A 23,432-nucleotide genomic window follows, 5' to 3' on the forward strand; every position below is an offset into this window, starting at 1 on the left:
CATGACGGCTGAATTACTGGTCAACGTCACGCCTTCCGAGACGCGCGTTGCCTATATCGACGGCGGCATTCTGCAGGAAATACATATCGAGCGCGAAGCGCGGCGCGGCATCGTCGGCAATATCTACAAAGGACGCGTCAGTCGCGTGCTGCCCGGCATGCAGGCGGCCTTTGTCGACATCGGTCTGGATAAAGCCGCCTTTTTGCACGCCTCCGATATCATGCCGCACACCGAGTGCGTCGCCGGCGATGAGAAGAAAAACTTTATCGTGCGCGATATCGCCGAGCTGGTGCGGCAGGGACAGGATTTAATGGTGCAGGTGGTGAAAGATCCGCTCGGCACCAAAGGCGCGCGCCTCACCACCGACATCACGCTGCCGTCGCGCTATCTGGTCTTTATGCCAGGCGCCTCGCACGTCGGCGTCTCGCAGCGTATCGAAAGCGAACGCGAGCGCGAACGCCTGAAGGCGGTAGTGGCGGACTACTGCGACGACCTCGGCGGCTTTATTATCCGCACCGCGGCCGAAGGCATCGGCGAAGAGGAGCTGGCGCAGGACGCCGCTTTTCTGAAACGCCTCTGGAGCAAAGTCACCGAGCGGAAAAAACGCAATCAGACCCGCTGCCTGCTCTATGGCGAGCTGGCGCTGGCGCAGCGCATTCTGCGCGATTTCGCCGGCGCGGCGCTGGATCGCATCCGCGTCGATTCGCGTCTCACCTGCGAACTGCTGGTGGAGTTCACGCGTGAATACATTCCGGAAATGGCCGACAAGCTGGAGCTTTACGCCGGCAAGCAGCCGATTTTCGATCTTTTCGACGTCGAGAACGAAATTCAGCGCTCGCTGGATCGTAAGGTCGAGCTGAAGTCAGGCGGCTATCTGATCATCGATCAGACCGAGGCGATGACCACCATCGATATCAATACCGGCGCCTTTGTCGGCCACCGCAATCTCGACGAGACCATTTTCAACACCAACGTCGAGGCGACGCAGGCGATCGCGCGCCAGCTGCGGCTGCGCAACCTCGGCGGCATCATCATCATCGACTTTATCGATATGAGCAACGACGAGCATCGCCGTCGCGTGCTGCATTCGCTGGAGGCGGCGCTGAGCAAGGATCGGGTAAAAACCGGCATCCACGGCTTCTCGGCGCTCGGCCTGGTAGAGATGACGCGCAAGCGCACGCGTGAAAGCATCGAGCATGTGCTGTGCGAGGATTGTCCGGTCTGCAAAGGGCGCGGCACGCTGAAGACGGTGGAAACGGTCTGCTACGAAATCATGCGTGAAATCGTCCGCGTTCATCACGCCTACGACTCCGATCGTTTTCTGGTTTATGTCTCTCCGGCCGTCGGCGAAGCGCTGAAAAGCGATGAGTCGCACGCGCTGGCGGAGGTGGAGATTTTCGTCGGTAAACAGGTCAAGGTGCATATCGAACCGCTCTATACCCAGGAGCAGTTCGACGTCGTTATGATGTAAGCCCTCGCTTCCGGCGAATCCCTCGTCGACGGGCTAAAAAAGCGGCCTTGCTTAGGTTAAAATGCGCATTCATACCGCTGATTGTCTGGCGACGGTTGAGTATGAGAGATAACCATCCGTCCAGTGCGGAAGACAAGGAGAGGTGTGTGAGGCAGCTGCCGAGGATTATGTTACTGCTGGTTGCGACCGCTATTGTGATCGTGGCGCTGCTGGTCAGCGGGCTGCGTCTGGCAATGCCGCATCTCGACAGCTACCGCAGCGAAATTCTGTCGACGGTGTCGCGCGCCAGCGGCGTCGGGGTGACCGCCGACGCGCTGAGCGGCCGCTGGGAAACCTTCGGTCCGACGCTGCAGATCCGCGATCTGCGCGTCGATATGCAGGAGAACGGCAAGCTCGACATCGCGCGCGTCACGCTGGCGCTGGATGTCTGGCAGTCGCTGCTTCACTGGCGCTGGCAGTTTCGCGATCTCACCTTCTGGCAGCTGCGCCTCGACAGCAACCGTCCGCTTTTCTCCAGCGATAAAGAGAAGAACAGCTTCCGACCCGGCCGCATCAACGAACTTTTCCTGCGTCAGTTCGACCACTTCGACCTGCGCGACAGCTCAATCTTTTTCCGCACCCCTTCCGGCCAGCGCGCCGAGCTGGCGATCCCGAAACTCACCTGGCTGAACGAAAAGAACCGCCATCGCGCGGAGGGCGAGGTGAGCCTCTCCAGCTTTACCGGCCAGCACGGCGTAGTGCAGGTGCGGCTCGACTTAAACGATAGCGAAGGCTTACTCAACGACGGCCGCATCTGGATGCAGGCGGACGACGTCGACGTGCGGCCGTGGCTGGGGCGCTGGATGCGCGACAATACGCGGCTCGACAGCGCCCGTTTCAGCCTGGCTGCCTGGGTCAGCCTGCACGAAGGCGAGCTTTACGCAGGCGACCTGCTGCTGCGCAAGGGCGGCGCCAACTGGCAGAGCGAAGAGGGCGCGCATCACCTGCAGGTCGACGGCCTGACCGCGCATCTCTCGCGCTATCAAAACGGCTGGATGGTCAACGTGCCGCAGACGCGTCTCAGCACCGACGGCGAGGCATGGCCGGCAGGGCACTTCGCGCTGCTGTGGCGTCCGCAGGATAAACAGCTGCTCGGCCCTGAACATCAGGGCGAAGTGCGGGTCAGGGCGACGCAGCTGGTGCTGAACCGCATCGCGCCGCTGGTGCCGCTCTTCGCGCCGCTGTCGCCGTCGCTGTTCGAAAACTGGCGCGCGCTGCAGCCGCAGGGCACCATCGAAGGGCTGGCGCTGGATATTCCGCTGGAGCAGCCAGATCAGACGCGGATGCAGGTCAAATGGCGCGACTTCCGCTGGCAGCCCTGGCAGCTGCTGCCGGGCGTCAGCAACCTGAACGGCGAGGCGCGCGGCAGTCTGAGCAACGGGCAGGTCAAGGTCGCCATGGGCCGCACCGATGTGGCCTATAGCGCCATGTTCAACGCGCCGCTGGAGATCCACCAGCTGCACGGCTCGATGAGCTGGCTGCGCGACGCGAACGGATTAACGCTCGACGGCCGCGATCTCGATGTGCAGGCGCGATCGCTCTGGGCGCGCGGCGATTTCCGCTATCAGCAAAATCTCGGGCGCGATCCGCGCCTCGACATTCTCGCCGGCATCCGCGTTACCGATGCGGGCGACGCGTGGCGCTACTTTCCGCAGCCGCTGATGGGCAAGGCGCTCACGCGTTATCTGAGCGGCGCCATTAAAGGTGGCCAGGTCGATAACGCCACGCTGCTCTTCGCCGGCAATCCGAAGCTGTTCCCCTTCCGTCATAACGACGGCATGTTTCAGGTCTGGGTGCCGCTGCGTCAAGGAACCTACGCGTTTCAGCCCAACTGGCCTGACGTGACGCAGCTCGATATCGATCTCGACTTTATCAACGACGGGCTGTGGATGCGGGCGCCGCATTTCAGGCTGGGCGACGTCGACGTCAGCCATTTCAGCGCGGCCATCCCGGACTATCTGAAAGAGAAGCTGCTAATTGACGGCGATATCAGCGGCAACGGCGATCAGATCGCGCGCTATTTCCAGGATACGCCGCTGAAAAAGTCGCTGGGCGCGGCGCTTGAGCAGCTGGAGATCAAGGGGAAAACCCAGGGGCACCTGAAGCTTGATATTCCGCTCGACGGCGAGCTGGTCCACGCCAGCGGCAACGTCGATCTCAACAATAACGCTTTGCACATCAAACCGCTCGACACCACCCTGGAAAACCTCACCGGCCGTTTCCGCTTTAATAACGGCAATCTGGACAGCGACACGCTGCGCGCGAACTGGTTCGGTCAGCCGGTCAACGTCAGCTTCAGCACCAAAGAGAATCCGCAGGACTTCGGCGTTAATATCCAGCTCGACGGCGACTGGCAGCCGGCGAAGCTGTCGCAGGTGCCCGCGCAGATCGCCAGCCAGCTTAGCGGCCATCTGCCGTGGCAGGGCAAGGTGAACATTAGGCTGCCGCATCAGGGCGGAGCGCGCTATGACGTCGAGTTGAAAGGCGATGCGAAAGAAGTAAGCAGTCGCTTACCGGCGCCGCTCAACAAGGCCGGCGGCGAAGCGATGCCGATTGCGGTCAACGCCAGCGGCGATCTGAAACAGTTCGAACTCAGCGGCAGCGTAGCGAATCGCCATCGCTTCAACAGCCGCTGGCTGCTTGAGCCGCAGCTGCGCGTCGAGCGCGGCGTCTGGCTGAACGATGCGCGCAGCAAACCCGCCTTGCCGGATCGCGCGGGCATGGTATTGAATCTGCCTGCGCTGGACGGGGAAGCCTGGGCCGGACTGATGATGGCGGGCGGCGCCGCTCAGGGCGGGGGCGCGAGCGAATTGGGCGACGTGGCCCTGCCAGGCGACGTCACCTTGCGCACGCCGGCGGTCACCCTGGCCGGGCAGCAGTGGCATGATATCGACGCGACGCTGGAGCAAGGCGCTAAGGGCAGCAGCAACGTCAGCATCACCGGGCGCGAAATTCGCGGCCAGCTGGCGATGGCGCAAAACGCCGCGTGGCGCGTCGCCCTCGACTACCTCTATTACAATCCCGAATGGCAAAGCGGCGGCGACAGCGGCGCGGCGCGCCAGCAGCAGCAGGCGAGTAAAATCGACTTCAGCCGCTGGCCCGCGCTGCAGCTGAGCTGCGCCGAATGCTGGCTGCGGGGTCAGAAGTTCGGGCGCATTCAGGCGCAGGTGATGCCGAAAGGTGATACGTTAGCACTTACTAACGGTCTGGTGGATACCGGCAGCTCGCGCCTCAGGGTCTCCGGCGAATGGGTCAACAGCCCCGACACGCCGCGCACCTCGCTAAAGGGCTCGCTGAGCGGCAGCAATATCAACAACGCCACCAACTGGTTTGGCGTCAACACGCCGCTGCGCGACGCCTCGTTCAAGGTCGATTACGATCTGCACTGGCGCTCGGCGCCGTGGCAGCCTTCGGAAGAGACGCTGAGCGGCACGCTGAAAACCCACTTCGGCAAAGGGCAGATCGCCGACGTCAATACCGGCGCGGCGGGACAGCTGCTGCGCCTGATGAGCTTCGACGCGCTGCTGCGCAAGCTGCGTTTCGATTTTAGCGATACATTTAATAACGACGGCTTCTACTTCGACTCGATCAACGGCACCGCATGGATTGAAAATGGCGTAATGCGCACCGATAACCTGCTGGTGGACGGGCTGGAAGCGGATATCGCTATGCAGGGCAAGGTCGATTTAGTGAAGCGCAATATCGATATGGAAGCGGTGGTCGCGCCCGAGATCTCCGCCTCGGTCGGCGTAGCGACCGCCTTTGTAATCAACCCGGTCGTGGGGGCGGCGGTCTTCGCAGCGAGTAAGGTGCTGGGCCCGCTGTGGAATAAAATCTCGCTGCTGCGCTATCACATCGACGGCCCGCTGGATAAGCCGCAAATCAACGAAGTGCTGCGCAAACCGCGCGAAGAAGAGAAGAAGTGAATTTGACGCCGTCAGGGAATTGCCGCAGGCTAGTAAAATCTGACGTTATTAGCGCAGGGCCACCGGGCTCTGACGCGCAATACGTGTCACACCCTCATTATCCGAGCATAAAACGAGCGAGATACGATGACTCTGAACCTGGTAAGTGAGCAGTTGCTAACTGCTAACAATATTAATCAGCAGGACCTGTTTTCCCTGTTAGGGCAGCTTTCAGAACGTCGTCTGGATTATGCCGACCTCTATTTTCAGTCCAGCTTCCATGAATCCTGGGTGCTGGAAGACAAGATTATCAAAGACGGCTCCTGGCATATCGACCAGGGCGTCGGCGTGCGCGCCGTCAGCGGCGAAAAAACCGGCTTCGCCTATGCGGACCAGATTACCCTGAACGCGTTGCGCCAGTCGGCGGAAGCGGCGCGCAGCATCGTGCGCGAGCAGGGCGACGGCAAGGCGCATACCCTTTCTAACGTTATGCATCGCGCGCTCTATCAGCCGCTTAACCCGCTCGACAGCCTGACGCGCGAAGATAAAATCGCCCTGCTGCAGCGCGTGGACAAAGTGGCGCGCGCCGCTGACGCGCGCGTGCAGGAGGTCAACGCCAGCCTGAGCGGCGTTTACGAGCAGGTGCTGGTGGCGGCGACCGACGGCACGCTGGCAACGGACGTGCGTCCGCTGGTGCGCCTCTCCGTCAGCGTGCTGGTAGAGGATAACGGCAAACGCGAACGCGGCGCCAGCGGCGGCGGCGCGCGCGTCGGCTACGAATTCTTCCTCGCCGATGAAAACGGCGACGTGCGCGCCGACGCCTGGGCGAAAGAGGCGGTGCGCATGGCGCTGGTCAATCTTTCCGCCGTCGCCGCGCCGGCGGGCACCTTGCCTGTGGTGCTGGGCGCGGGTTGGCCGGGCGTGCTGCTACACGAGGCGGTAGGCCATGGCCTGGAAGGCGACTTCAACCGCCGCGAAACCTCGGTGTTCAGCGGCAAAATGGGCCAGCTGGTGGCGTCCGAACTCTGCACCGTAGTGGACGACGGCACCATCGAAGGGCTGCGCGGTTCGCTGGCGGTGGATGACGAAGGTGTTCCGGGCCAGTACAACGTGCTGATCGAAAACGGCGTGCTGAAGGGCTATATGCAGGACAAGCTCAACGCGCGTCTGATGGGCGTCGCGCCGACCGGCAACGGCCGCCGCGAGTCCTATGCCCATCTGCCGATGCCGCGGATGACCAACACCTATATGCTGGCGGGCAAATCGACGCCGCAGGAGATTATCGAAAGCGTCGAATATGGCATCTACGCGCCTAACTTCGGCGGCGGCCAGGTCGATATCACCTCCGGTAAATTCGTCTTCTCGACCTCAGAGGCCTATCTGATTGAGAACGGCAAGGTGACGAAGCCGGTCAAAGGCGCCACGCTGATTGGTTCCGGCATTGAGGCGATGCAGCAAATCTCGATGGTCGGCAACGATCTGGCGCTAGATAAAGGCGTCGGCGTGTGCGGCAAAGAGGGGCAGAGCGTGCCGGTCGGCGTCGGTCAGCCGACGCTGAAGCTGGATAAACTCACCGTCGGCGGCACCGCCTGATCCTCCGCCCTCGCTGACAGCGCGCGGGTCTGGCAAGGATGCCGGACCTGGCGCTTTCGATCGCTGGACAGGGCGCAGGCCGTTAGCTGGCGCGATGCTGCTGATACTGCTCCGCCACCTGCTGGAAATACTCCGTCAGATAGTCAATGCACACCTGCACCTTCAGCGGCAGCTTATCCTTTTCGGTATAAAGCGCATAAACCGGACGCGGATCGGACTGATACTGCGGGAAAAGAATATCGATCTCCCCTGCGTTAATCTCCTCAATGACCCACATCATCGGCACATAGGCGATGCCGTTGCCAGCCTTGAGCCAGCGGATCAGCGTCAGCGAATCGTTGGTGACGAAACGGCCCTGCGGCGAGAGGCGTGAAACCAGCCCTTCCGGCGCGATCAGCTCGAAATTGTTATCGGGACGCACGCTGTACTCAAGCCAGGCGAAGTTATCGACGTCGGCCGGCTTCTCCGGCGCGCCGTGCTGCTGCAGATAGCTTTTCGCCGCGCATACCACCATCGGCATCGCGCCAAGGCGGCGAGAAAACAGGCTGGAGTCCTTTAGCGCGCCGACGCGGATCACCAAATCGAGCCCGTCGGCGATCAGATCCGGCGCCGGAATGCCCGCCACCAGATTCACGCTCAGACCGGGATACTCGCGCAGCATATTGCTGGTCATTTCGGCGAGGACGTTTTGCGCCATGGTAGAGGAGCTGCCGATGCGCAGCGTGCCGACCGGCGTATTGTTGAACGCGTAGAGCTGCTCGTGCACCTGCGTGGCTTCAGCCAGCATGCGGCGACAGCCCTGATAATAGATTTTGCCCGCCTCGGTCAGACCGATGCTGCGCGTGCTGCGGTTCAGCAGCTTGACCTGTAGCTCATCTTCCAGTTTCGCCACAATCTGACTGATAGACGAAACGCTGAGGTGAAGCTGGCGTGCGGCGGCGGTAAAAGAACCTAATTCAACCACTTTGGCGAAAATTGACATGCCTTTCAGTCGTTCCATTGTTTACTCTGGTTAAAAAGTGATTTAGCTCACATTCTGTAGAAAACGTATAGTCAGGCGCGTTACTATATGTGCGCCCGGGTATTCCCCGGTGATTCGCTTTTGCCCGGGAAGGGTTAAGCCGACCTGCTGCAAAACGTCTGTTGCCGCCCGATGATACGCTATTATTTACTCAGCAGTGGTTCGGATGCTGTCATCCGCCACCCAGCCGTTGCGGCTTGCAGCCGGGCAGGCTAAGGATTATCCCGGTCAGGTCGTACTAAGGATCCCTGATGAGTGTGCTTCCGGTTTTTGTCGTATTTGGGCTCTCTTTCCCGCCCATTTTCATTGAATTAATCGTCTCGCTAATGCTGTTCTGGCTGGTGAAACGACTGCTGACGCCAAGCGGTATCTACGATCTCGTGTGGCATCCGGCGCTTTTTAACACGGCGCTCTACTGCTGTGTGTTTTACCTGGTATCCCGTCTATTCGTCTGAGGTTTAAGTGAAATCGCTAATAAGAAAAATCGCGCGCTACGCGATTACTATCCTGCTGGTTATCATCGCTATTGTTATCATCTTTCGCGCCTGGGTGTTTTACACCGAGTCGCCGTGGACGCGCGACGCCAAATTTGCGGCGGATGTCGTGGCGATTTCGCCGGACGTGACGGGTTTGATTACCGACGTGCCTGTGCATGACAACCAGCTGGTGAAAAAGGGCGATACCCTGTTTGTCGTGGATCGCCCGCGCTATCAAAAAGCGCTGGATCAGGCGCAGGCCGACGTCGAATACTATCAGGCGCTGGTCAGCGAAAAACGTCGTGAGGCGGCGCGCCGCAACAAGCTGGGCACCTCGGCGATGTCGCGCGAAGCGATCGACCAGGCGAACAACGATCTGCAGACCACGGAACATCAGCTGGCGAAATCGATCGCCACACGCGACCTGGCGAAGATCGATCTGGATCGCACCGCCATCACCGCGCCGTCCGACGGCTGGGTAACCAACCTCAACGTCTATGAAGGCGAGTTCATCACCCGCGGCTCCGTCGCGGTAGCGCTGGTGCAGCAGCACTCGTTCTACGTGCTGGCCTATCTGGAAGAGACCAAGCTGCACGGCGTCGAGCCGGGCTATCGCGCCGAAGTGACGCCGCTCGGCAGCAACGTCGTGCTGCGCGGCACCGTCGACAGCGTCGCCGCTGGCGTGACCAACAGCAGCAGCTCAGTCGACAGCAAAGGCATGGCGACCGTGGACTCCAACCTCGAGTGGGTACGCCTGGCGCAGCGCGTCCCGGTGCGCATTCGTCTCGATCAGCAGCCCGGCAATCGCTTCCCGGCGGGCACCACCGCGACCGTGGTGATCACCGGCCAGAGCGATCGCGCCGATACGCAGGTGTCGCCGATGTCGCGTCTCTTCAATCGCCTGCGTGAGTTTGGTTAAGCGGGGCCGATATGATCGAGTTCCTGCGTTTCCCGATCAAGCTGACCTTCGCGCTGGTGGCGGCGCTGATGATCGGCTTTCATCTTAACCTTGAAACGCCTCGCTGGGCGGTGATGACCGCCGGCATCGTCGCGGGCGGCACCGCGTTCGTCGCCGGCGGCGATCCCTACTCCGGCGCGCTGCGCTATCGCGGCGTGCTGCGTATTATCGGCACCTTTATCGGCTGTATCGCCGCGCTCACCATTATGATCGCTACGGTGCGCGCGCCGGTGGTGATGCTGCTGCTCTGCTGCATCTGGGCAGGCGTCTGCGTCTGGCTTTCGTCGCTGATCAAAGTTGAAAACTCCTATGCGCTGGGGCTGGCGGGCTATACCGCGCTGATTATCGTGGTGACCGCCGACGCCAACAATGGCCTGACGCTGGTGCCGCAGTTTGCGGTTGAACGTTGCAGCGAGATTGTGCTCGGCATTCTCTGCGCCATTCTGGCGGATATGCTCTTCTCGCCGCGATCGATTAAAAAGGTCATCGACAGCGAAGTCGACGCGCTGCTGGTGGCGCATTATCGCCTGCTGCAGCTCTGCGTGGCGCATGAAGACAAAGAGGAGGTCGATAAGGCGTGGAGCGCGCTGGTGCGCCGCACCTCGGCGCTGGGCACCATGCGCGGCCAGCTGATGATGGAGTCATCGCGCTGGCAAAACGCCAACCGTCGGCTGCAAATGCTCAACACGCTGTCGCTGACCATGATTACCCAGGCGGCGGAAACCTTCCTCATTCAGAATTCGCGCCCGGAATATATTCCGTCGCAGTATCGTCTGCTGATAGAGAAGAAAGTCGAAAGCGTTGCCGACGTGCATCGGCGCATGAAAGTGATGCGGCGGGTGATTGGCGCCAGCGAAGAGGGTAAGGCGCCCGTGACGCTGGCGAGCTGGGTCGGCGCGGCGACGGAATATTTGCTGCTGCTGAAAGGGATTAAAAGCAACAGCCGCATCACGACGCTGGAAGAAAGCATTCTCGAGCGCGAAATCGTTATCCAGGCGCGCTCTGCTGAAACCCATCACGCGATGATTAACGGCATCCGCACCTTTGTCGCGACTGCCCTCGGCTCGCTGTTCTGGCTCTATACCGGCTGGACCTCCGGCAGCGGCTGTATGGTGATGCTGGCGGTGATCACCGCGCTGGCGATGCGCGTGCCGAATCCGCTGATGATGGCGAAGGATTTCTTCTACGGTATGATTTTTGCGGTGCCGCTGAGTTCGTTTTACTTTATGTACCTGCTGCCCAGCACCCAGCAGAGCGTGCTGCTGCTCTGCATCGCTATCGGGCTGCTCGGCTTCATTAGCGGCATCCTGATACAGCGTCGTCAGCTAGGCACGCTCGGTGCGCTGGCCGGTACCATCAACGTGCTGGTTCTGGATAATCCCATGACCTTCCACCTGAGCGTGTTCATCGACAACGTGCTGGGGCAGATGATCGGCGCTTTCGTCGCGCTGATGGTTATCCTGCTTATTCGCGACAAATCGAAAGCGCGCACCGGACGTAAACTGCTGAACCGCTTTATGTATGCCGCCGTGTCGGCGCTGACCACCAACCAGGCGCGCCGCCGCGAAAACCATCTTCCCGCGCTCTATCAACAGCTGTTTATGCTGCTGAACCTGTTTCCCGGCGATATCGACAAGTATCGCATCGCGCTGACGCTGATCATCGGCCATCAGCGGCTGCGCACTGCGGACGTGCCGGTCAACGCCGACCTGTCGGCCTTCCATCGCCAGCTGCGCGCCACGGCGGATCGGGTGATTTCAGCGCGCAGCGATGAGAAACGGCGTCACTACTTTGAGCAGCTGCTGGCGGAGTTCGAGGTCTATCAGCAGAAGCTGGTGCAGTATGAAGCGCCGCTCAGCGTAACCGAGCCGGTGAAACGCCTTGCCGATATGCTCAGCAAATACCAGAACACCCTCCTCCAGATCTGAATCTGGCCGCTGCCTGGCGCAGCGGCCGCTCCTTCCCTAAAACGCCCGCTTTTGCCATCTATACTTTTCTGACAGGAAAAGAAACTGACAGGAGCGACCCTATGACGACCCCACTGCACGACTGCGAATTTTTTCAGACCGGCTATCTGGCCGATGGCGAATGGCATCGCGCCGCCGCCACCTTTGATGTATTGAACCCCGCTACCGGCGAAGTGCTGGCCGCCGTGGCGAAGGCGGGCAAGGCCGAAACCGAACAGGCGATCGCCGCCGCCGAACGCGCTTTCCCCGCCTGGCGCGCGCAGACCGCCAAAGCGCGTGCCGAAATTCTCTATCGCTGGTACCAGCTGATGATCGACAACAAAGCCTGGCTGGCGCAGCTGATGACCGCCGAACAGGGCAAGCCTTTGAAAGAGGCGGAAGGCGAGGTGGAATACGCCGCCAGCTTTATTCAGTGGTTCGCCGAGCAGGCGAAGCGCGCCAACGGCGAAATCATTCCGCCCGCCAAACCTGGCTCGCGTATTCTTGCCACGCGCGAGCCGATTGGCGTCGTGGCCGCGATCACGCCGTGGAACTTTCCCATGGCGATGCTGACGCGCAAGCTCGGACCCGCGCTGGCGGCAGGCTGCACCGGCATTATCAAGCCGGCGAACAATACGCCGCTGAGCGCTTTCGCGCTGCTGGCGCTGGCGAAAAAAGCGGGCGTGCCGGATGGCGTGCTCAACGCGGTGGCCGGCGATACCCACGCCATCAGCGATGCGATTATGGCCAGCAAGGCGGTGCGTAAAATTTCCTTCACCGGCTCGACCGCGGTCGGTAAAACGCTGGTGCGCAACGCCGCCGACACCATGAAAAAAGTGTCGATGGAGCTGGGGGGCAACGCGCCCTATATCGTTTTTGAGGATGCGGATATCGACGCGGCGGTTAAAGGCGCCATCGCCAACAAATTCCGCAATGCCGGTCAGGTCTGCGTCAGCGTCAACCGCTTCTATATCCACGACGCCGTATACGACCGTTTTGTTAACCAGCTGGCAGAGGAAGTGAAAAAGCTCAAGGTCGGCAACGGCGTAGAAGAGGGCGTGGTCGTGGGGCCGCTGATTGAGGCTTCCGCCGTAGATAAAGTGGAAGAGCACGTTAAGGACGCCAAAGCAAAAGGCGGACGGATCGTCACCGGCGGCGAGCGTCATGCGCTGGGCGGCAACTTCTGGCAGCCGACGGTGATCGCCGACGCGCACGAAGAGATGACGCTGGCGAAGGAAGAGACCTTCGGTCCGGTCGCGGCCTGTTTCCGCTTTAGCGACGAGCAGGAGGTTATTCGTCGCGCTAACGATACCGAGTTCGGTCTTGCAGCCTACTTTTATACGCAGAATCTGCAGCGCGTCTTTCGCGTCTCAGCCGCACTGGAAAGCGGCATGATCGGCATCAACGAATGCGCGGTGTCGACCGAGCTGGCGCCGTTCGGCGGCGTAAAAGAGTCGGGGCTGGGGCGCGAAGGTTCGGTGCTTGGCCTGGAGGAGTACCTGGAGGTCAAGGCGCTGCATATCGGCGGCCTGAGCGAAAGCTAACGCGCGGGCGGCCTCGCGCCGCCCGGTGAGGAAGGACAGGAGCCTTCATTATGAAAACCGAGCGTTTCGACTTTGACGAGATCGTCGACCAGTCGCATTTTTTCCGCCAGTTCAGCGAGCGCTTCGCCCTGAACATTTATCGTATTGGCGACCTGGATGCGTTATGGGACGTACTCACCGGCGAAGAGCTGCCGATGCCGCTGGAAATTGAATTTATCAATCTGGGAAAGGGGCAGAAACGACGCTATGGCGCGCTGATCCTGTTATTTGATGAGGCGGAAGAGGAGCTGGAAGGCCAGCTCCGCTTTAATATTACCTGACGCAGCAAAAAGGGCCCCGACAAGCGGGGCCAAAGGGTTCGTCAGCAGTTGTTGACGAGGAATTACTTATAGAGTTCAGCAGTGAAGTGGTAGCTGTCGCCGGTGCGCGCCTCGATGACTTTATAAGCGCTGGCGCCTTGCTCATCGGCTTTCTGCGAAAGCTGCGCGCGATAGTCCATCGGCGAGCCTGCTGTACCACTGATTGTCACTGTCCCCGCAGGCTGCATATTCTGCGCCTGATCGCCGGTAATCAGCTGCGCTGCCTGAGCGCCGAATGCGATTACGGAAAGCAGGCTAACGGTTGCGATGGTTGTTTTGATTTTCATTGTTCGTCTCCTCATTACAATCAACAACCTGCGGTTGGCATCATGATGCGGGTCGTCGATATAGCAGGCGTCGCGCAGGCGCCCGATCGGTTAATTATTTATAAAGCTCAGCCGTGACGTGATAGGTGTCGTCCTGGTTGTTCTCGATGATGCGGTAGTGGCCTGCGCCCTGCGCGTCGGCCTTCTGAGAAAGCGCCTGACGGATATTGGTCTGATCGCCGTCATGACCGCTGATGCTAATAGTCTGGTTCAGCGGCTGCAGCGTTTCGGCCTGTTGATTCGATACCAGACTGGCTGCGCTGGCGCCAAACGACAGCGCGGCGGTCAGAGTGGCTAAAGCGATAAGTGATTTGGTTTTCATGGTCTACTCTCCTGAATTCATCGATAAGGCCACCCGATGCGCAATGCGCGCTTCAATAAGGTCGCCCGTCCAACGACGTCTGGCTAACGCGCTTATTTATACAGCTCGGCGGTAGCGTGGTAGTTGCCGTTGTTATAAGCCTCGATTACGCGGTAGGCGCTGGCGCCTTTCTGTTCTGCCTTCGCATTCAGCTCTTCTTTAATCTGCATTGGAGAACCGGCTACGCCGCTTACGCTTACTGAGCCGATAGACTGCAGATTTTGCGCCTGCTGTGCGTTAATTGATTCTGCTGCAAAAGCGCCGAATGACAGTGCAGATAGAATGCTCAGGGTTGCGATAGTAGTTTTAACGTTCATATATATTTCCTCGTCGTCTGTTTTTGTCTTTTTGTTTGATGTGATTCGCATCACGAAAAGAAGTATAGAACTAATAACGTGTGAAATTAATATCTGCCTAATAATGTTTTGTTGTGATTCTTTATCCTTATGACTCTTTTTTATTCTTTAACGTTATAAAAAGTGGTTGAAAAACAGGCGATCACTCGTAAATGCTTTCCAAAACATGTGGTTAAGTGACTTTAACTTTTTGTGCGAAAGGATGTGGTGAATGTGGCTGGTTATTGATTTGGATCTGGGTGTTCTCGCTAATCATGTAGTGTAAAGCAGCGTAAAATAGCGCGAAAGGTTAAGCAGGCAGAAAGGTATGACCATAGCCGTTCGCGGCGTCAGCGGGAAATAGAATAAGTTAACGGACTGAACAGGCAGGAAATGAAAAGGCTGACAGGAGAGGTAGGGCGACCGGCAGCGCGACTGCCGGTCAACGACGCGGTTTACAGCTCTTGTTCAAAGACGGTGAGAAGCGCGCTATGCAGTTTTTTGACGGTGAAGGCACGCGCGGGCGTAATAAATATCGTATCGTCGCCGGCGATAGTGCCGAGAATGCCTTCCGCTTTGCCCAGCGAGTCTAGCAGACGGGCGATCAGCTGCGCTGCGCCAGGGCTGGTGCGAATCACGATCAGCGCATCGTTATAGTCGATATCCAGCACCAGATTTTTTAACGGGCTGGTGGTGGTCGGCACGCCCAGCTCCGCCGGCAGACAGTAAACCATCTCCATTTTGGCGTTACGCGTGCGCACCGCGCCGAATTTCGTCAGCATACGAGACACCTTCGACTGATTGATATTGTCGAAGCCTTCCTCCTGCAGCGCCTGTACAATCTCGCCTTGAGAGCTGAATTTCTCTTGTTTTAACAAGGCTTTAAACGCTTTAATCAATTCGTCTTGCTTAGATGGGTTTCGCATAAGCTACCAGTAAAGAAAAATGCCGAACGCCCGCCGACGGCAGATACATTATTATGCATATGAATGAATTTTTATGCAATTAGTCGATAAAAAAGGCAGGCGCCGCGAGTTGCGGGCGGCAATGATAACAAAATTTTTTGCGCAGACCAAAAGGACGATAGAGCAGGAAAAGCGAAGGTTGCAGAATTGTTATACAATTGAGGTGTCATATGGATAGCTATCACGGCCGTGCTCTATCTGCCATCGACATCGTTGTCGGTCATTCAGGCGCGTTGTGCTGACAAAGTAGCAACCCAAAAGATTAAGTGCTGCTGCACGCATAATGAACAGTGGGTTTGTCATCGTCTGAGAAGTTGATTCAGGTCTGGACACAGATGGAAATTCGGCTCTACTCTGCCCCACCTTAATAAGGAGTACAGAATGAAAGTTGCCGTTCTTGGCGCTGCTGGCGGAATCGGTCAGGCGCTCGCCCTTCTGTTAAAAACCCAGCTTCCTGCGGGTTCCGAACTCACGCTCTATGATATTGCGCCGGTGACGCCCGGCGTGGCGGTGGATCTCAGCCATATTCCTACCGCGGTAAAAATTCAGGGCTTTAGCGGCGAAGACGCGACGCCTGCGCTGCACGGTGCGGACGTTATCCTGATCTCGGCGGGCGTCGCGCGTAAGCCGGGCATGGATCGCGCCGATCTGTTTAACGTTAACGCAGGCATCGTGCGCAATCTGATCGAGCAGGTGGCGCAAACCGCGCCTAAAGCGCTTATTGGCATTATTACCAATCCGGTTAATACCACGGTGGCGATCGCCGCCGACGTGCTGAAAAAGCACGGCGTTTATGACAAAAATCGCCTGTTTGGCGTGACTATGCTGGATATTATCCGCGCCAATACCTTCGTCGCCGAGCTGAAAGGCAAACAGCCGAATGAGGTCGAAGTGCCGGTTATTGGCGGCCACTCCGGCGTGACTATCCTGCCGCTGCTGTCGCAGGTGCAAGGCGTGAGCTTTAGCGACGACGAGGTCGCCAGCCTGACGAAACGTATTCAGAATGCGGGGACGGAAGTGGTCGAAGCTAAAGCGGGCGGCGGATCCGCGACGCTGTCGATGGGGCAGGCCGCGGCGCGCTTCGGCCTGTCGCTGGTGCGCGCCCTGCAGGGCGAGGCGAACGTGGTGGAGTGCGCTTATGTCGAGGGCGACGGCGAGTATGCCCGCTTCTTCTCGCAGCCGCTGCTGCTGGGCAAGAACGGCATCGTCGAGCGGCGAGCTATCGGCGCGCTGAGCGATTTTGAACAGCAGGCGTTAAACGGCATGCTGGAGACGCTGAAAAAAGATATCGCGCAGGGCGAGGAGTTTGTGAAGCAGTAAGCGCTGCGTTCAGACTCTTTTCACCGCTGACGAAGCCCGACTTAACGGGCCTCGTCAGCGTGTGAACCGCTTTCCACTTCCCTTCGTTGCGCCCCTTTACCCGTTCACCGCCGCGCTACAGACCGCCAGACTTAAAGGTGCGCGCTGCCGGCGTGCCGTTGCTGGCGGGCGTCTTCTTGCCCAGCGTCTCCATACGCACCTGGAAAGGCGGGAAGGGCATTTCGATGCCGTGCTCGGCAAAGCCTTTCAGGATCAGCTGATGCAGCTCGTGGCGCAGCGGCATGCGGTGTCCCATCTCCGCCGCGTGAATGCGCAGCTCAAACAGCTGAATCCCCTGCTGCAGATCGACCAGGAAGACATCCGGCGCCGGCACGTCCAGCACATAGCTGCAACGCTCGCACGCCTGTCTCAGCACCGTCGTCACCTCTTCGCTGTTCACATGCGCGGGCGCAGGAATAGTCAGCACCACGCGCGTTACCGAGTCGGAAAGCGACCAGTTGACGAACTGCTCGGTAATAAAGGCCTTGTTCGGTACGATAATCTCTTTGCGGTCCCAGTCGATAATGGTGGTGGCGCGCGTGTTGATGCGCGTAATGCTGCCGGTCAGATCGCGGATGGTTACGGTATCGCCGATGCGGATCGGCTTTTCGAACAGGATAATCAGGCCGGAAATAAAGTTGGCGAAAATCTCCTGCAAACCAAAACCGAGTCCCACACCGAGCGCGGCGACCAGCCACTGCAGCTTCGACCACTCGATGCCGATCATTGAGAAGCCAATCAGGCCGCCGACCAGCATCAGCACATACTTGGTCAGCGTGGTAATGGCGTAACCGGTGCCGGGCGTCAGATTAAGGTGCTGCAGCAGCGCCAGCTCCAGCAGCGCGGGCATATTGCGCACCAGCTGGGTGGTGATGATCAGCACCAGAATCGCAATCAGCACCGAGCCCAGCGTAATAGGCTGAATGCTCTCTACGCCCTGCACCGTAGTGCTGACGTCCCACAGTCGAATATTCTCGAGAAAGCCGAAGGCGGAATGAATCTCCGACCAGAGCACGATCACCGACACCAGCGCAATCAGAGTCAGGATCGAGCGCACCAGCCGCAGCGACTGCGCGCTGATGGCGTCGAGGTCGATAATCGGCTCGTCTACATCGACCTCGCCGTTTTGCGCGGCGGACTCTTTCTCATCTTCGTGACGCGCGCGGTTGGCCAGCATATCGGCACGGCGCTGACGCGCGCGGTCAAAGGCGATGCGCCGCCGCTGGATCAGCATCCAGCGGCGGATAATGTGGTAGATCACCAGCAGCAGGAACCAGATGGCGACCGAGGTCTCCAGTCGCGCCAGCAGCGCCTGCGCGGTCGCCAGATAGCCGATCATCGAGGCGAGGGCGGCCGCCAGCGGAATGGCGATCATCAGGTTCCACAGCACGCGGTTCACCAGATTCTCGCCGTTGCCCTCTTTGTCCAGATAGAGTGGAATGCCGGCGCGCTTCAGGCTCACGGTAACGATCGACAGCGCGCCGCAGATCAGAATAAAGCAGAGCCGGCCAAGCGAGGCGGAAAACTGGCGATCCTCCATATTGGCGAAGGCGATCAGCAGCATAATCAGCGGCACAATCAAGCCGATGGTAAGCGAGTAGTAGCGGGTCGCGCGAGCCACGCGGGTTTGCGGCCAGCGAAAATGCACCACAAATAAACCGTTCGGCCGGGCGAAGGCGGCGCTGATCATAAAGGCCCACAGCAGCGGCAGCGTCGCCGTAATGCCGTCGCCGAACGCCACCGCGATAGGGTAGGGCCAGGCGTGCTGTAACCCATAGCCGAGCGCCGCCCAGAGCACCGGCAGCGGCAGCGCCACCAGAATCGACCAGAAAACGGTGCGCACCGTCAGACGAAAGCGATCCTGCGTTACTTTGCCCACCTTGCTCGCCGAGCGCGCCAGGAAGGCATTGAAATGGCGGCGCGTTCTGAGGCTGAAGCCGACCAGCAGCACCGCGCCGATCAAGGGCAGCACGGTCTCGCGGCTGGTAACCATCATCGCCAGCGCTTTGCCTAACTGGCCCAGGGTATCGAGCGACAGCAGGCGCGACAGATCCCGCGCCACTTCCACCGGATAGTTCAGGCCGATCGGGCTGATGTCCGCCGTCCAGAACAGATAGCGGTGGGTGGCGTCTTTCACGTCGGTCAGCGCATCCTGCAGCTGGGTATTGGCGACTTTGAGCTTGGTAATCTCGAGGATCAGCGTATCGCAGCCGGAGATCAGCGAATTCAGCAGCTCGCGCTGGGTTTTCAGCTGCGCCTCCAGAATACGGCGCTGTTCGGCGCTGAAGGGCTTTCCGTCGGGCTGATGCGCTTTACGCAGCGTCTCCTGCTGCTGCTGCAGATCCTCGTAGCGCAGGCGCTGCACGCGCAGCTGCGCCATTTCGTTGTCGATCTGCTGCGACTTAGGCATATCAGGCAGTCGCGCCACCTGCGCGCGCAGCGCTTCGCCCAGCAGATTGGAGGCGCCGAGCCACTGTGACTGCTCGCGCAGGGTGCTCAGCGCCTGACGCACCTGGATAATCTGATTGGTCGCCAGCCGCTGCTGAGAGGCCACCAGATCCATGCGCTGCGCCTGCTGGTTCAGTGCGGCGGAGAGGTCGCGGTTAACGCGAAACTGATCGCTGATAACGGGCGGCAGGTCGCCGCTGTTTTCCGCCAGCTGTTCGGTGCGCGCCAGCGCCAGCTCCGCCTCGCGCTGACGCTGTTCGTTCAGCTGATTGCGCAGCGTCTGCAGATAGTTATCGAGCTGCGCCGCTTTGCGCTGATGCAGATCGGCGCGCATGCGCGCCAGCTCCTGACGATTGTTAGCGGAGAGCTGCGCCAGCTCCAGCTCGTCCACGCGCGCTTTATTGACCGCGTTTTCCGCCTGGCGCGCCCATATCTGCGCCTGGCTCTGCGGCGAGGCGGCGGCCGATCCGCTCTGTAAGCGGCGATCGCTCTCAGTCATCGCCCGACGCGCGTCGGTTTGCTGCTGCGGAAGCTGCGACAGCGAGTCGCTGATCTCACGGGCGCGGTCCTGCTCCTGCTGCGCCTGGCGGCCCTCTTCCAGCAGCTGGCTGCTGACCTGCAGGATCTCCTGATCGAGCTGCGCGCTGCTCATGCTGCTGGTGCTGCGCACGCTTTTGCTGCTGTCGTCTAGCGAGGTGATTTGCTGGCGCAGTTCGCGCGCGAGGCGGGGGAAGTCGTCGATGACCTGCTGATACTGCTTTGCGCGCTCCAGCGACGCATCGCGTTCGGAAAGATAGTTGAGGGCAGCCTCAAGAGATTGCACCTGCTCCGCCTGCGCGGGAGAGCTTTTTGCCGCTTTCGCCTCGTCCAGCGCCTGTTTAAGTTGGCTGGCGTCCGGCACGGTGGCCGCCAGCGCTGAAGTGCTGAGCCAGAGGCTCAGCAGCAGGATGAGAAACGATCGCACAGCAAAAACACTCTCAGCGGTTAGTCGGCGATAACGTCGACGGGATCGGTCTGCGGCAGCGCGATAGCCAGCGGCTGGCCGAGGCGCGTCTTGCTCTCGGCTTCCAGGCTCTCAGCCAGCTTCACGCGTCCCGGCGCGAACAGATTAATCACGGTGGAACCGAGCTTAAAGCGGCCCATCTCCTGGCCTTTCAGCAGCACAACGGCGCCTTCGCTATCCGCAGCCGGATAGTGCCAGCGTTTGATCACCCCTTCGCGTGGCGGCGTAATGGTGCCGGCCCAGCTGGTTTCGATGCTGCCGACGATAGTGGCGCCCACGAGGATCTGCACCATCGGACCGATATCGGTATCGAAATAGCAGATAACGCGTTCGTTGCGCGCGAACAAATTCGGGATATTGCGCGCCGTCAGCGGGTTCACCGAGTAGAGATCGCCCGGCACGTAGATCATCTCGCGCAGGATGCCGTTACACGGCATATGCACGCGATGGTAGTCGCGCGGCGCAAGGTAAGTAGTGACGAAATGGCCGTCGCGGAACTGCGCCGCCATCGCTTCCTGACCCGCCAGCAGCGCGTCGAGCGTATAGTGATGGCCTTTCGCCTGGAAAATCTGGTCGCCTTCGATGCGGCCCAGCTGGCTGATGGCGCCGTCGGCGGGCAGCACGATCAGGTTCGCGTCGGGATCGACCGGACGCGCGTCATCTTTCAACGGGCGAACAAAGAAGTCGTTAAAGGTGCGATAGCTGGCGGTATCGGACTTCCGCGCTTCCGACATATCCACTTTGTAGAACCAGACGAAGATATCAATCACCAGTTTGGTCAACCAGCCGCCGCGACGGCTGGCACCCCAACCGGCAAGTTCTGTTAACCATTTTTTCGGCAGTACATGATTCAGGCCGAGTTTTACACGATCAAACACCTTAGCCTCCTGGCTTTGTTTCGCGTCAATCAAAAAGGGGGCGAATCATATCAGCGCCCCGGTCAGATGGCGAATTTCCCCGTGATCCCGTCCGTTACAGAGGCGATGCCGGGTCAATGCCGCGCTAAGCAGCGAGCATCACTCGCTGGAGGAGAAATTCTTGCGCGTTTTCACCTGCGCCATGCTCTCCAGAATACGGTGATAGTTGTCGAAGCGTGAAACGTCTATCTGGCCCGCCTCGACGGCGGCGCGAATAGCGCAGCCGGGATCGCTGCCGTGCTTACAGTCACGGAACTTACAACTGCCGAGAAATTCACGAAATTCGACAAATCCGCGGGTAATTTGTTCCGGCTCAAGATGCCATAAGCCGAACTCGCGCACTCCCGGCGAATCGATCACGTCGCCGCCGTGAGGAAAGTGATACAGGCGCGACGCGGTGGTAGTGTGCTGGCCCAGCCCGGAGACGTCAGAAACATCGTTAGTCACGATGGCGGTTTCCACCGCCGCGTCCAGGCCGAGCAGGGCGTTCAGCAGGCTCGACTTGCCGACGCCGGACTGTCCGGCGAAAATGCTGATGCGATCGGTCAGGGCCGCTTCGAGATCCGCCAGGCCCGCTTTGGCATGGCTGGAGACCATCAGCACGCGATAGCCGATACGGCGATAGATATCCATCTGCTGGTCGACGAAGGCGCGCGCCGCGTCATCCAGCAGGTCGGTCTTGTTCAGCACCAGCAGCGGCTCAATGCCCAGGGTTTCGCTCGCCACCAGATAGCGGTCGATAATATTAAGCGACAGCTCAGGCAAAATCGCCGAAACGATAATGATCTGGTCGATATTGGCGGCGATCGGCTTTAGCCCGTCGTAGTAGTCGGGGCGCGTCAGCACGCTGCTGCGCTCATGCACCGCTTCGACAATGCCTTTGCCGCCGCCGAGCGCCGGGCGCCAGACGACGCGATCGCCGGTTACCAGCGAACGGATAGTGCGGCGCAGGTTGCAGCGATGCACCTCGCCCGCGCGGTCTTCGACGTCTGCGTGCATGCCGAAACGGCTGATCACAACGCCTTCCGCCGCTTCACCGAACAGATTGTCGTCAGCTTCCGGCGCATCGCGCTGGTTCAGACGACGCTGATGGTTAGCGCTGACGCGACGTTGTTGACCTTTCGACAGTTTATTTTTGCTCACGCATCCTCTCAGGCTTTCGTCAGACTTCGCCCGGTTGGGCAAAACGTCTATGATACACCTTATTCACTCTTGATGACGACTACGGCTACGGCGGGAAAAAGCATGGCGACAGGAAATGAAAATAATCTGATTTGGATCGATCTGGAGATGACCGGACTGGATCCGGAGCGCGACCGTATTATCGAGATTGCCACGCTGGTGACCGACGCGAATCTCAATATTCTGGCGGAAGGGCCGGTAATGGCGGTGCACCAGTCCGACGCGCAGCTGGCGCTGATGGACGAGTGGAACGTGCGCACCCATACCGCGAGCGGGCTGGTGGAGCGCGTTAAGGCCAGCGAGTTTGACGATCGCCGCGCCGAACTGGCGACGATTGAATTCCTTAAGCAGTGGGTGCCTGCTAACAGCTCGCCGATTTGCGGCAACAGCATTGGTCAGGATCGCCGCTTTCTTTTCAAATACATGCCGGAGCTGGAAGCCTATTTCCACTATCGCTATCTCGACGTCAGCACCTTAAAAGAGCTGGCGCGTCGCTGGAAGCCGGAAATTCTGCCAGGCTTCAAAAAGGCGGGCACGCATCAGGCGCTGGATGATATTCGCGAATCGGTCGCCGAGCTGGCATACTACCGCGAGCACTTTTTGCAGCTTTAGTTCTGAAAGGTGCGCAGGAAAACAGCAGGTTGCTGCTTTAATCGGCAAACGAATCGAAAGCGCAAAATTTTGCTTTTAGACTCTTGCAGCAGCAATAAATTCTCGTATAATGCGCACCCCGTACCGATGAAGAATTTATACAACGGTACAAGGCGCGGGAATAGCTCAGTTGGTAGAGCACGACCTTGCCAAGGTCGGGGTCGCGAGTTCGAGTCTCGTTTCCCGCTCCAAAATTTGATTAGCAGTACCTTTCCTAAGCGGGAATAGCTCAGTTGGTAGAGCACGACCTTGCCAAGGTCGGGGTCGCGAGTTCGAGTCTCGTTTCCCGCTCCAAAATTTGTTTAGCAGTACCTTTCCAGTGCGGGAATAGCTCAGTTGGTAGAGCACGACCTTGCCAAGGTCGGGGTCGCGAGTTCGAGTCTCGTTTCCCGCTCCAAATTTTACATCACTAAAAATCATACGCTTAGTTGAGCCGTTGACGATCGCCGCGTAACGCTGCGCTTATCAGGTTATCCACAGCGCGCCAGCCGTGTTTCACCGCAGCTCAGGGCGATCTGTAAAACTATTTTAAACAGAGTTATCCACAAGTTTCTCTCTTACTCCGCACGCTAT

General features: G+C 59.4%; 18 protein-coding genes and 3 tRNA genes. 13 read left to right on the plus strand and 8 right to left on the minus strand.

Annotated features, from left to right (window positions below; translation table 11 throughout):
* Position 1 precedes the first annotated feature (1 nt).
* The 3 genes from rng to tldD all read left to right on the plus strand — a co-directional run bounded on the left by rng (position 2) and on the right by tldD (position 7,008).
* On the plus strand, positions 2-1,471 hold the full coding sequence (gene rng / locus AC6I7Z_RS01985; RefSeq protein WP_497812960.1) for a ribonuclease G: 1,470 nt from the start codon (positions 2-4) through the stop codon (positions 1,469-1,471).
* Positions 1,472-1,617: 146 nt separating this feature from the next.
* Entirely contained in the window at positions 1,618-5,436 is a 3,819-nt protein-coding gene (gene yhdP, locus AC6I7Z_RS01990) for an AsmA2 domain-containing protein YhdP (protein ID WP_497812961.1), read from the plus strand.
* A gap of 126 nt (positions 5,437-5,562) precedes the next feature.
* The gene (gene tldD / locus AC6I7Z_RS01995; RefSeq protein WP_497812962.1) at positions 5,563-7,008 is read left to right on the plus strand and encodes a metalloprotease TldD; all 1,446 of its coding nucleotides are present in this window, start codon (positions 5,563-5,565) and stop codon (positions 7,006-7,008) included.
* A gap of 82 nt (positions 7,009-7,090) precedes the next feature.
* Here tldD and aaeR read toward each other — a convergent pair whose 3' ends face one another.
* Positions 7,091-8,008, minus strand: coding sequence for an HTH-type transcriptional activator AaeR (gene aaeR / locus AC6I7Z_RS02000; protein WP_033754793.1), 918 nt, complete (start codon positions 8,006-8,008; stop codon positions 7,091-7,093).
* A gap of 272 nt (positions 8,009-8,280) precedes the next feature.
* Between aaeR and aaeX the strand changes: the two genes are divergently transcribed.
* The 5 genes from aaeX to AC6I7Z_RS02025 all read left to right on the plus strand — a co-directional run bounded on the left by aaeX (position 8,281) and on the right by AC6I7Z_RS02025 (position 13,273).
* Positions 8,281-8,484 carry a p-hydroxybenzoic acid efflux pump operon protein AaeX gene (gene aaeX / locus AC6I7Z_RS02005; protein ID WP_033754795.1) on the plus strand — a complete coding sequence of 68 codons (204 nt, stop codon included), beginning with the start codon at positions 8,281-8,283 and terminating at the stop codon, positions 8,482-8,484.
* 7 nt (positions 8,485-8,491) lie between these two features.
* Positions 8,492-9,424: a p-hydroxybenzoic acid efflux pump subunit AaeA gene (gene aaeA / locus AC6I7Z_RS02010; protein WP_497812963.1), complete on the plus strand. Its 933-nt coding sequence runs from the start codon at positions 8,492-8,494 to the stop codon at positions 9,422-9,424.
* Between the two features lie 11 nt (positions 9,425-9,435).
* The gene (aaeB, locus tag AC6I7Z_RS02015; protein ID WP_497812964.1) at positions 9,436-11,391 is read left to right on the plus strand and encodes a p-hydroxybenzoic acid efflux pump subunit AaeB; all 1,956 of its coding nucleotides are present in this window, start codon (positions 9,436-9,438) and stop codon (positions 11,389-11,391) included.
* 101 nt (positions 11,392-11,492) lie between these two features.
* Positions 11,493-12,953: an NAD-dependent succinate-semialdehyde dehydrogenase gene (locus tag AC6I7Z_RS02020; RefSeq protein ID WP_497812965.1), complete on the plus strand. Its 1,461-nt coding sequence runs from the start codon at positions 11,493-11,495 to the stop codon at positions 12,951-12,953.
* Between the two features lie 50 nt (positions 12,954-13,003).
* Positions 13,004-13,273 (plus strand): barstar family protein, encoded by a 270-nt coding sequence (locus tag AC6I7Z_RS02025; RefSeq protein WP_497812966.1) that lies wholly within the window; start codon positions 13,004-13,006, stop codon positions 13,271-13,273.
* A gap of 62 nt (positions 13,274-13,335) precedes the next feature.
* On the opposite strand, the gene yhcN (AC6I7Z_RS02030) is transcribed toward AC6I7Z_RS02025, so the two are convergent.
* From yhcN (AC6I7Z_RS02030) to argR, 4 genes are all read right to left on the minus strand, one after another.
* The gene (yhcN, locus tag AC6I7Z_RS02030; RefSeq protein WP_033754807.1) at positions 13,336-13,599 is read right to left on the minus strand and encodes a peroxide/acid stress response protein YhcN; all 264 of its coding nucleotides are present in this window, start codon (positions 13,597-13,599) and stop codon (positions 13,336-13,338) included.
* Between the two features lie 94 nt (positions 13,600-13,693).
* Positions 13,694-13,960, minus strand: a complete 267-nt coding sequence (locus AC6I7Z_RS02035) for a YdgH/BhsA/McbA-like domain containing protein (RefSeq protein ID WP_497812967.1) — start codon at positions 13,958-13,960, stop codon at positions 13,694-13,696.
* 92 nt (positions 13,961-14,052) lie between these two features.
* Positions 14,053-14,316 (minus strand): peroxide/acid stress response protein YhcN, encoded by a 264-nt coding sequence (yhcN, locus tag AC6I7Z_RS02040; protein WP_033754812.1) that lies wholly within the window; start codon positions 14,314-14,316, stop codon positions 14,053-14,055.
* Between the two features lie 473 nt (positions 14,317-14,789).
* Complete coding sequence (argR, locus tag AC6I7Z_RS02045) at positions 14,790-15,260, minus strand: transcriptional regulator ArgR (RefSeq protein WP_033792363.1); 471 nt, start codon at positions 15,258-15,260, stop codon at positions 14,790-14,792.
* A gap of 420 nt (positions 15,261-15,680) precedes the next feature.
* On the opposite strand from argR, the gene mdh reads away from it, so the two are divergent.
* Positions 15,681-16,619, plus strand: coding sequence for a malate dehydrogenase (gene mdh / locus AC6I7Z_RS02050; RefSeq protein ID WP_497812968.1), 939 nt, complete (start codon positions 15,681-15,683; stop codon positions 16,617-16,619).
* Between the two features lie 115 nt (positions 16,620-16,734).
* Here the strand turns inward: mdh and mscM are convergent, their stop codons facing one another.
* The 3 genes from mscM to rsgA form a co-directional block, all read right to left on the minus strand.
* Entirely contained in the window at positions 16,735-20,070 is a 3,336-nt protein-coding gene (gene mscM, locus AC6I7Z_RS02055) for a miniconductance mechanosensitive channel MscM (RefSeq protein ID WP_497812969.1), read from the minus strand.
* A 20-nt stretch (positions 20,071-20,090) separates the two neighbouring features.
* A complete protein-coding gene (gene asd / locus AC6I7Z_RS02060; RefSeq protein ID WP_033754823.1) occupies positions 20,091-20,987 on the minus strand; it encodes an archaetidylserine decarboxylase in 897 nt (298 codons plus the stop codon).
* 138 nt (positions 20,988-21,125) lie between these two features.
* The gene (rsgA, locus tag AC6I7Z_RS02065) at positions 21,126-22,169 is read right to left on the minus strand and encodes a small ribosomal subunit biogenesis GTPase RsgA (RefSeq protein ID WP_497812970.1); all 1,044 of its coding nucleotides are present in this window, start codon (positions 22,167-22,169) and stop codon (positions 21,126-21,128) included.
* A gap of 102 nt (positions 22,170-22,271) precedes the next feature.
* Here rsgA and orn point away from each other — a divergent pair, with 102 nt between their 5' ends.
* The 4 genes from orn (at position 22,272) to AC6I7Z_RS02085 (ending at position 23,256) form a co-directional block, all read left to right on the plus strand.
* Positions 22,272-22,820 carry an oligoribonuclease gene (orn, locus tag AC6I7Z_RS02070; RefSeq protein ID WP_033754827.1) on the plus strand — a complete coding sequence of 183 codons (549 nt, stop codon included), beginning with the start codon at positions 22,272-22,274 and terminating at the stop codon, positions 22,818-22,820.
* 154 nt (positions 22,821-22,974) lie between these two features.
* A tRNA-Gly gene (locus tag AC6I7Z_RS02075) sits at positions 22,975-23,050 on the plus strand.
* Positions 23,051-23,077: 27 nt separating this feature from the next.
* Positions 23,078-23,153, plus strand: a tRNA-Gly gene (locus AC6I7Z_RS02080).
* Positions 23,154-23,180: 27 nt separating this feature from the next.
* Positions 23,181-23,256: transfer RNA gene (locus AC6I7Z_RS02085), tRNA-Gly, on the plus strand.
* The last annotated feature ends 176 nt before the right edge of the window (positions 23,257-23,432 follow it).

The sequence above is a fragment of the Pantoea sp. X-Soil-MYKO-1289 genome, from assembly GCF_059730625.1.

What these genes read in the sequence shown, in the direction of transcription:
- aaeB (WP_497812964.1), top strand. Translation starts at nt 9,436, where the DNA reads ATGATCGAGTTCCTGCGTTTCCCGATCAAGCTGACCTTCGCGCTGGTG.
- AC6I7Z_RS02025 (WP_497812966.1), top strand. Translation starts at nt 13,004, where the DNA reads ATGAAAACCGAGCGTTTCGACTTTGACGAGATCGTCGACCAGTCGCAT.
- aaeR (WP_033754793.1), bottom strand. Translation starts at nt 8,008, where the DNA reads ATGGAACGACTGAAAGGCATGTCAATTTTCGCCAAAGTGGTTGAATTA.
- AC6I7Z_RS02020 (WP_497812965.1), top strand. Translation starts at nt 11,493, where the DNA reads ATGACGACCCCACTGCACGACTGCGAATTTTTTCAGACCGGCTATCTG.
- mdh (WP_497812968.1), top strand. Translation starts at nt 15,681, where the DNA reads ATGAAAGTTGCCGTTCTTGGCGCTGCTGGCGGAATCGGTCAGGCGCTC.
- rng (WP_497812960.1), top strand. Translation starts at nt 2, where the DNA reads ATGACGGCTGAATTACTGGTCAACGTCACGCCTTCCGAGACGCGCGTT.
- aaeX (WP_033754795.1), top strand. Translation starts at nt 8,281, where the DNA reads ATGAGTGTGCTTCCGGTTTTTGTCGTATTTGGGCTCTCTTTCCCGCCC.
- tldD (WP_497812962.1), top strand. Translation starts at nt 5,563, where the DNA reads ATGACTCTGAACCTGGTAAGTGAGCAGTTGCTAACTGCTAACAATATT.
- argR (WP_033792363.1), bottom strand. Translation starts at nt 15,260, where the DNA reads ATGCGAAACCCATCTAAGCAAGACGAATTGATTAAAGCGTTTAAAGCC.
- AC6I7Z_RS02035 (WP_497812967.1), bottom strand. Translation starts at nt 13,960, where the DNA reads ATGAAAACCAAATCACTTATCGCTTTAGCCACTCTGACCGCCGCGCTG.
- orn (WP_033754827.1), top strand. Translation starts at nt 22,272, where the DNA reads ATGGCGACAGGAAATGAAAATAATCTGATTTGGATCGATCTGGAGATG.
- yhcN (WP_033754812.1), bottom strand. Translation starts at nt 14,316, where the DNA reads ATGAACGTTAAAACTACTATCGCAACCCTGAGCATTCTATCTGCACTG.
- yhcN (WP_033754807.1), bottom strand. Translation starts at nt 13,599, where the DNA reads ATGAAAATCAAAACAACCATCGCAACCGTTAGCCTGCTTTCCGTAATC.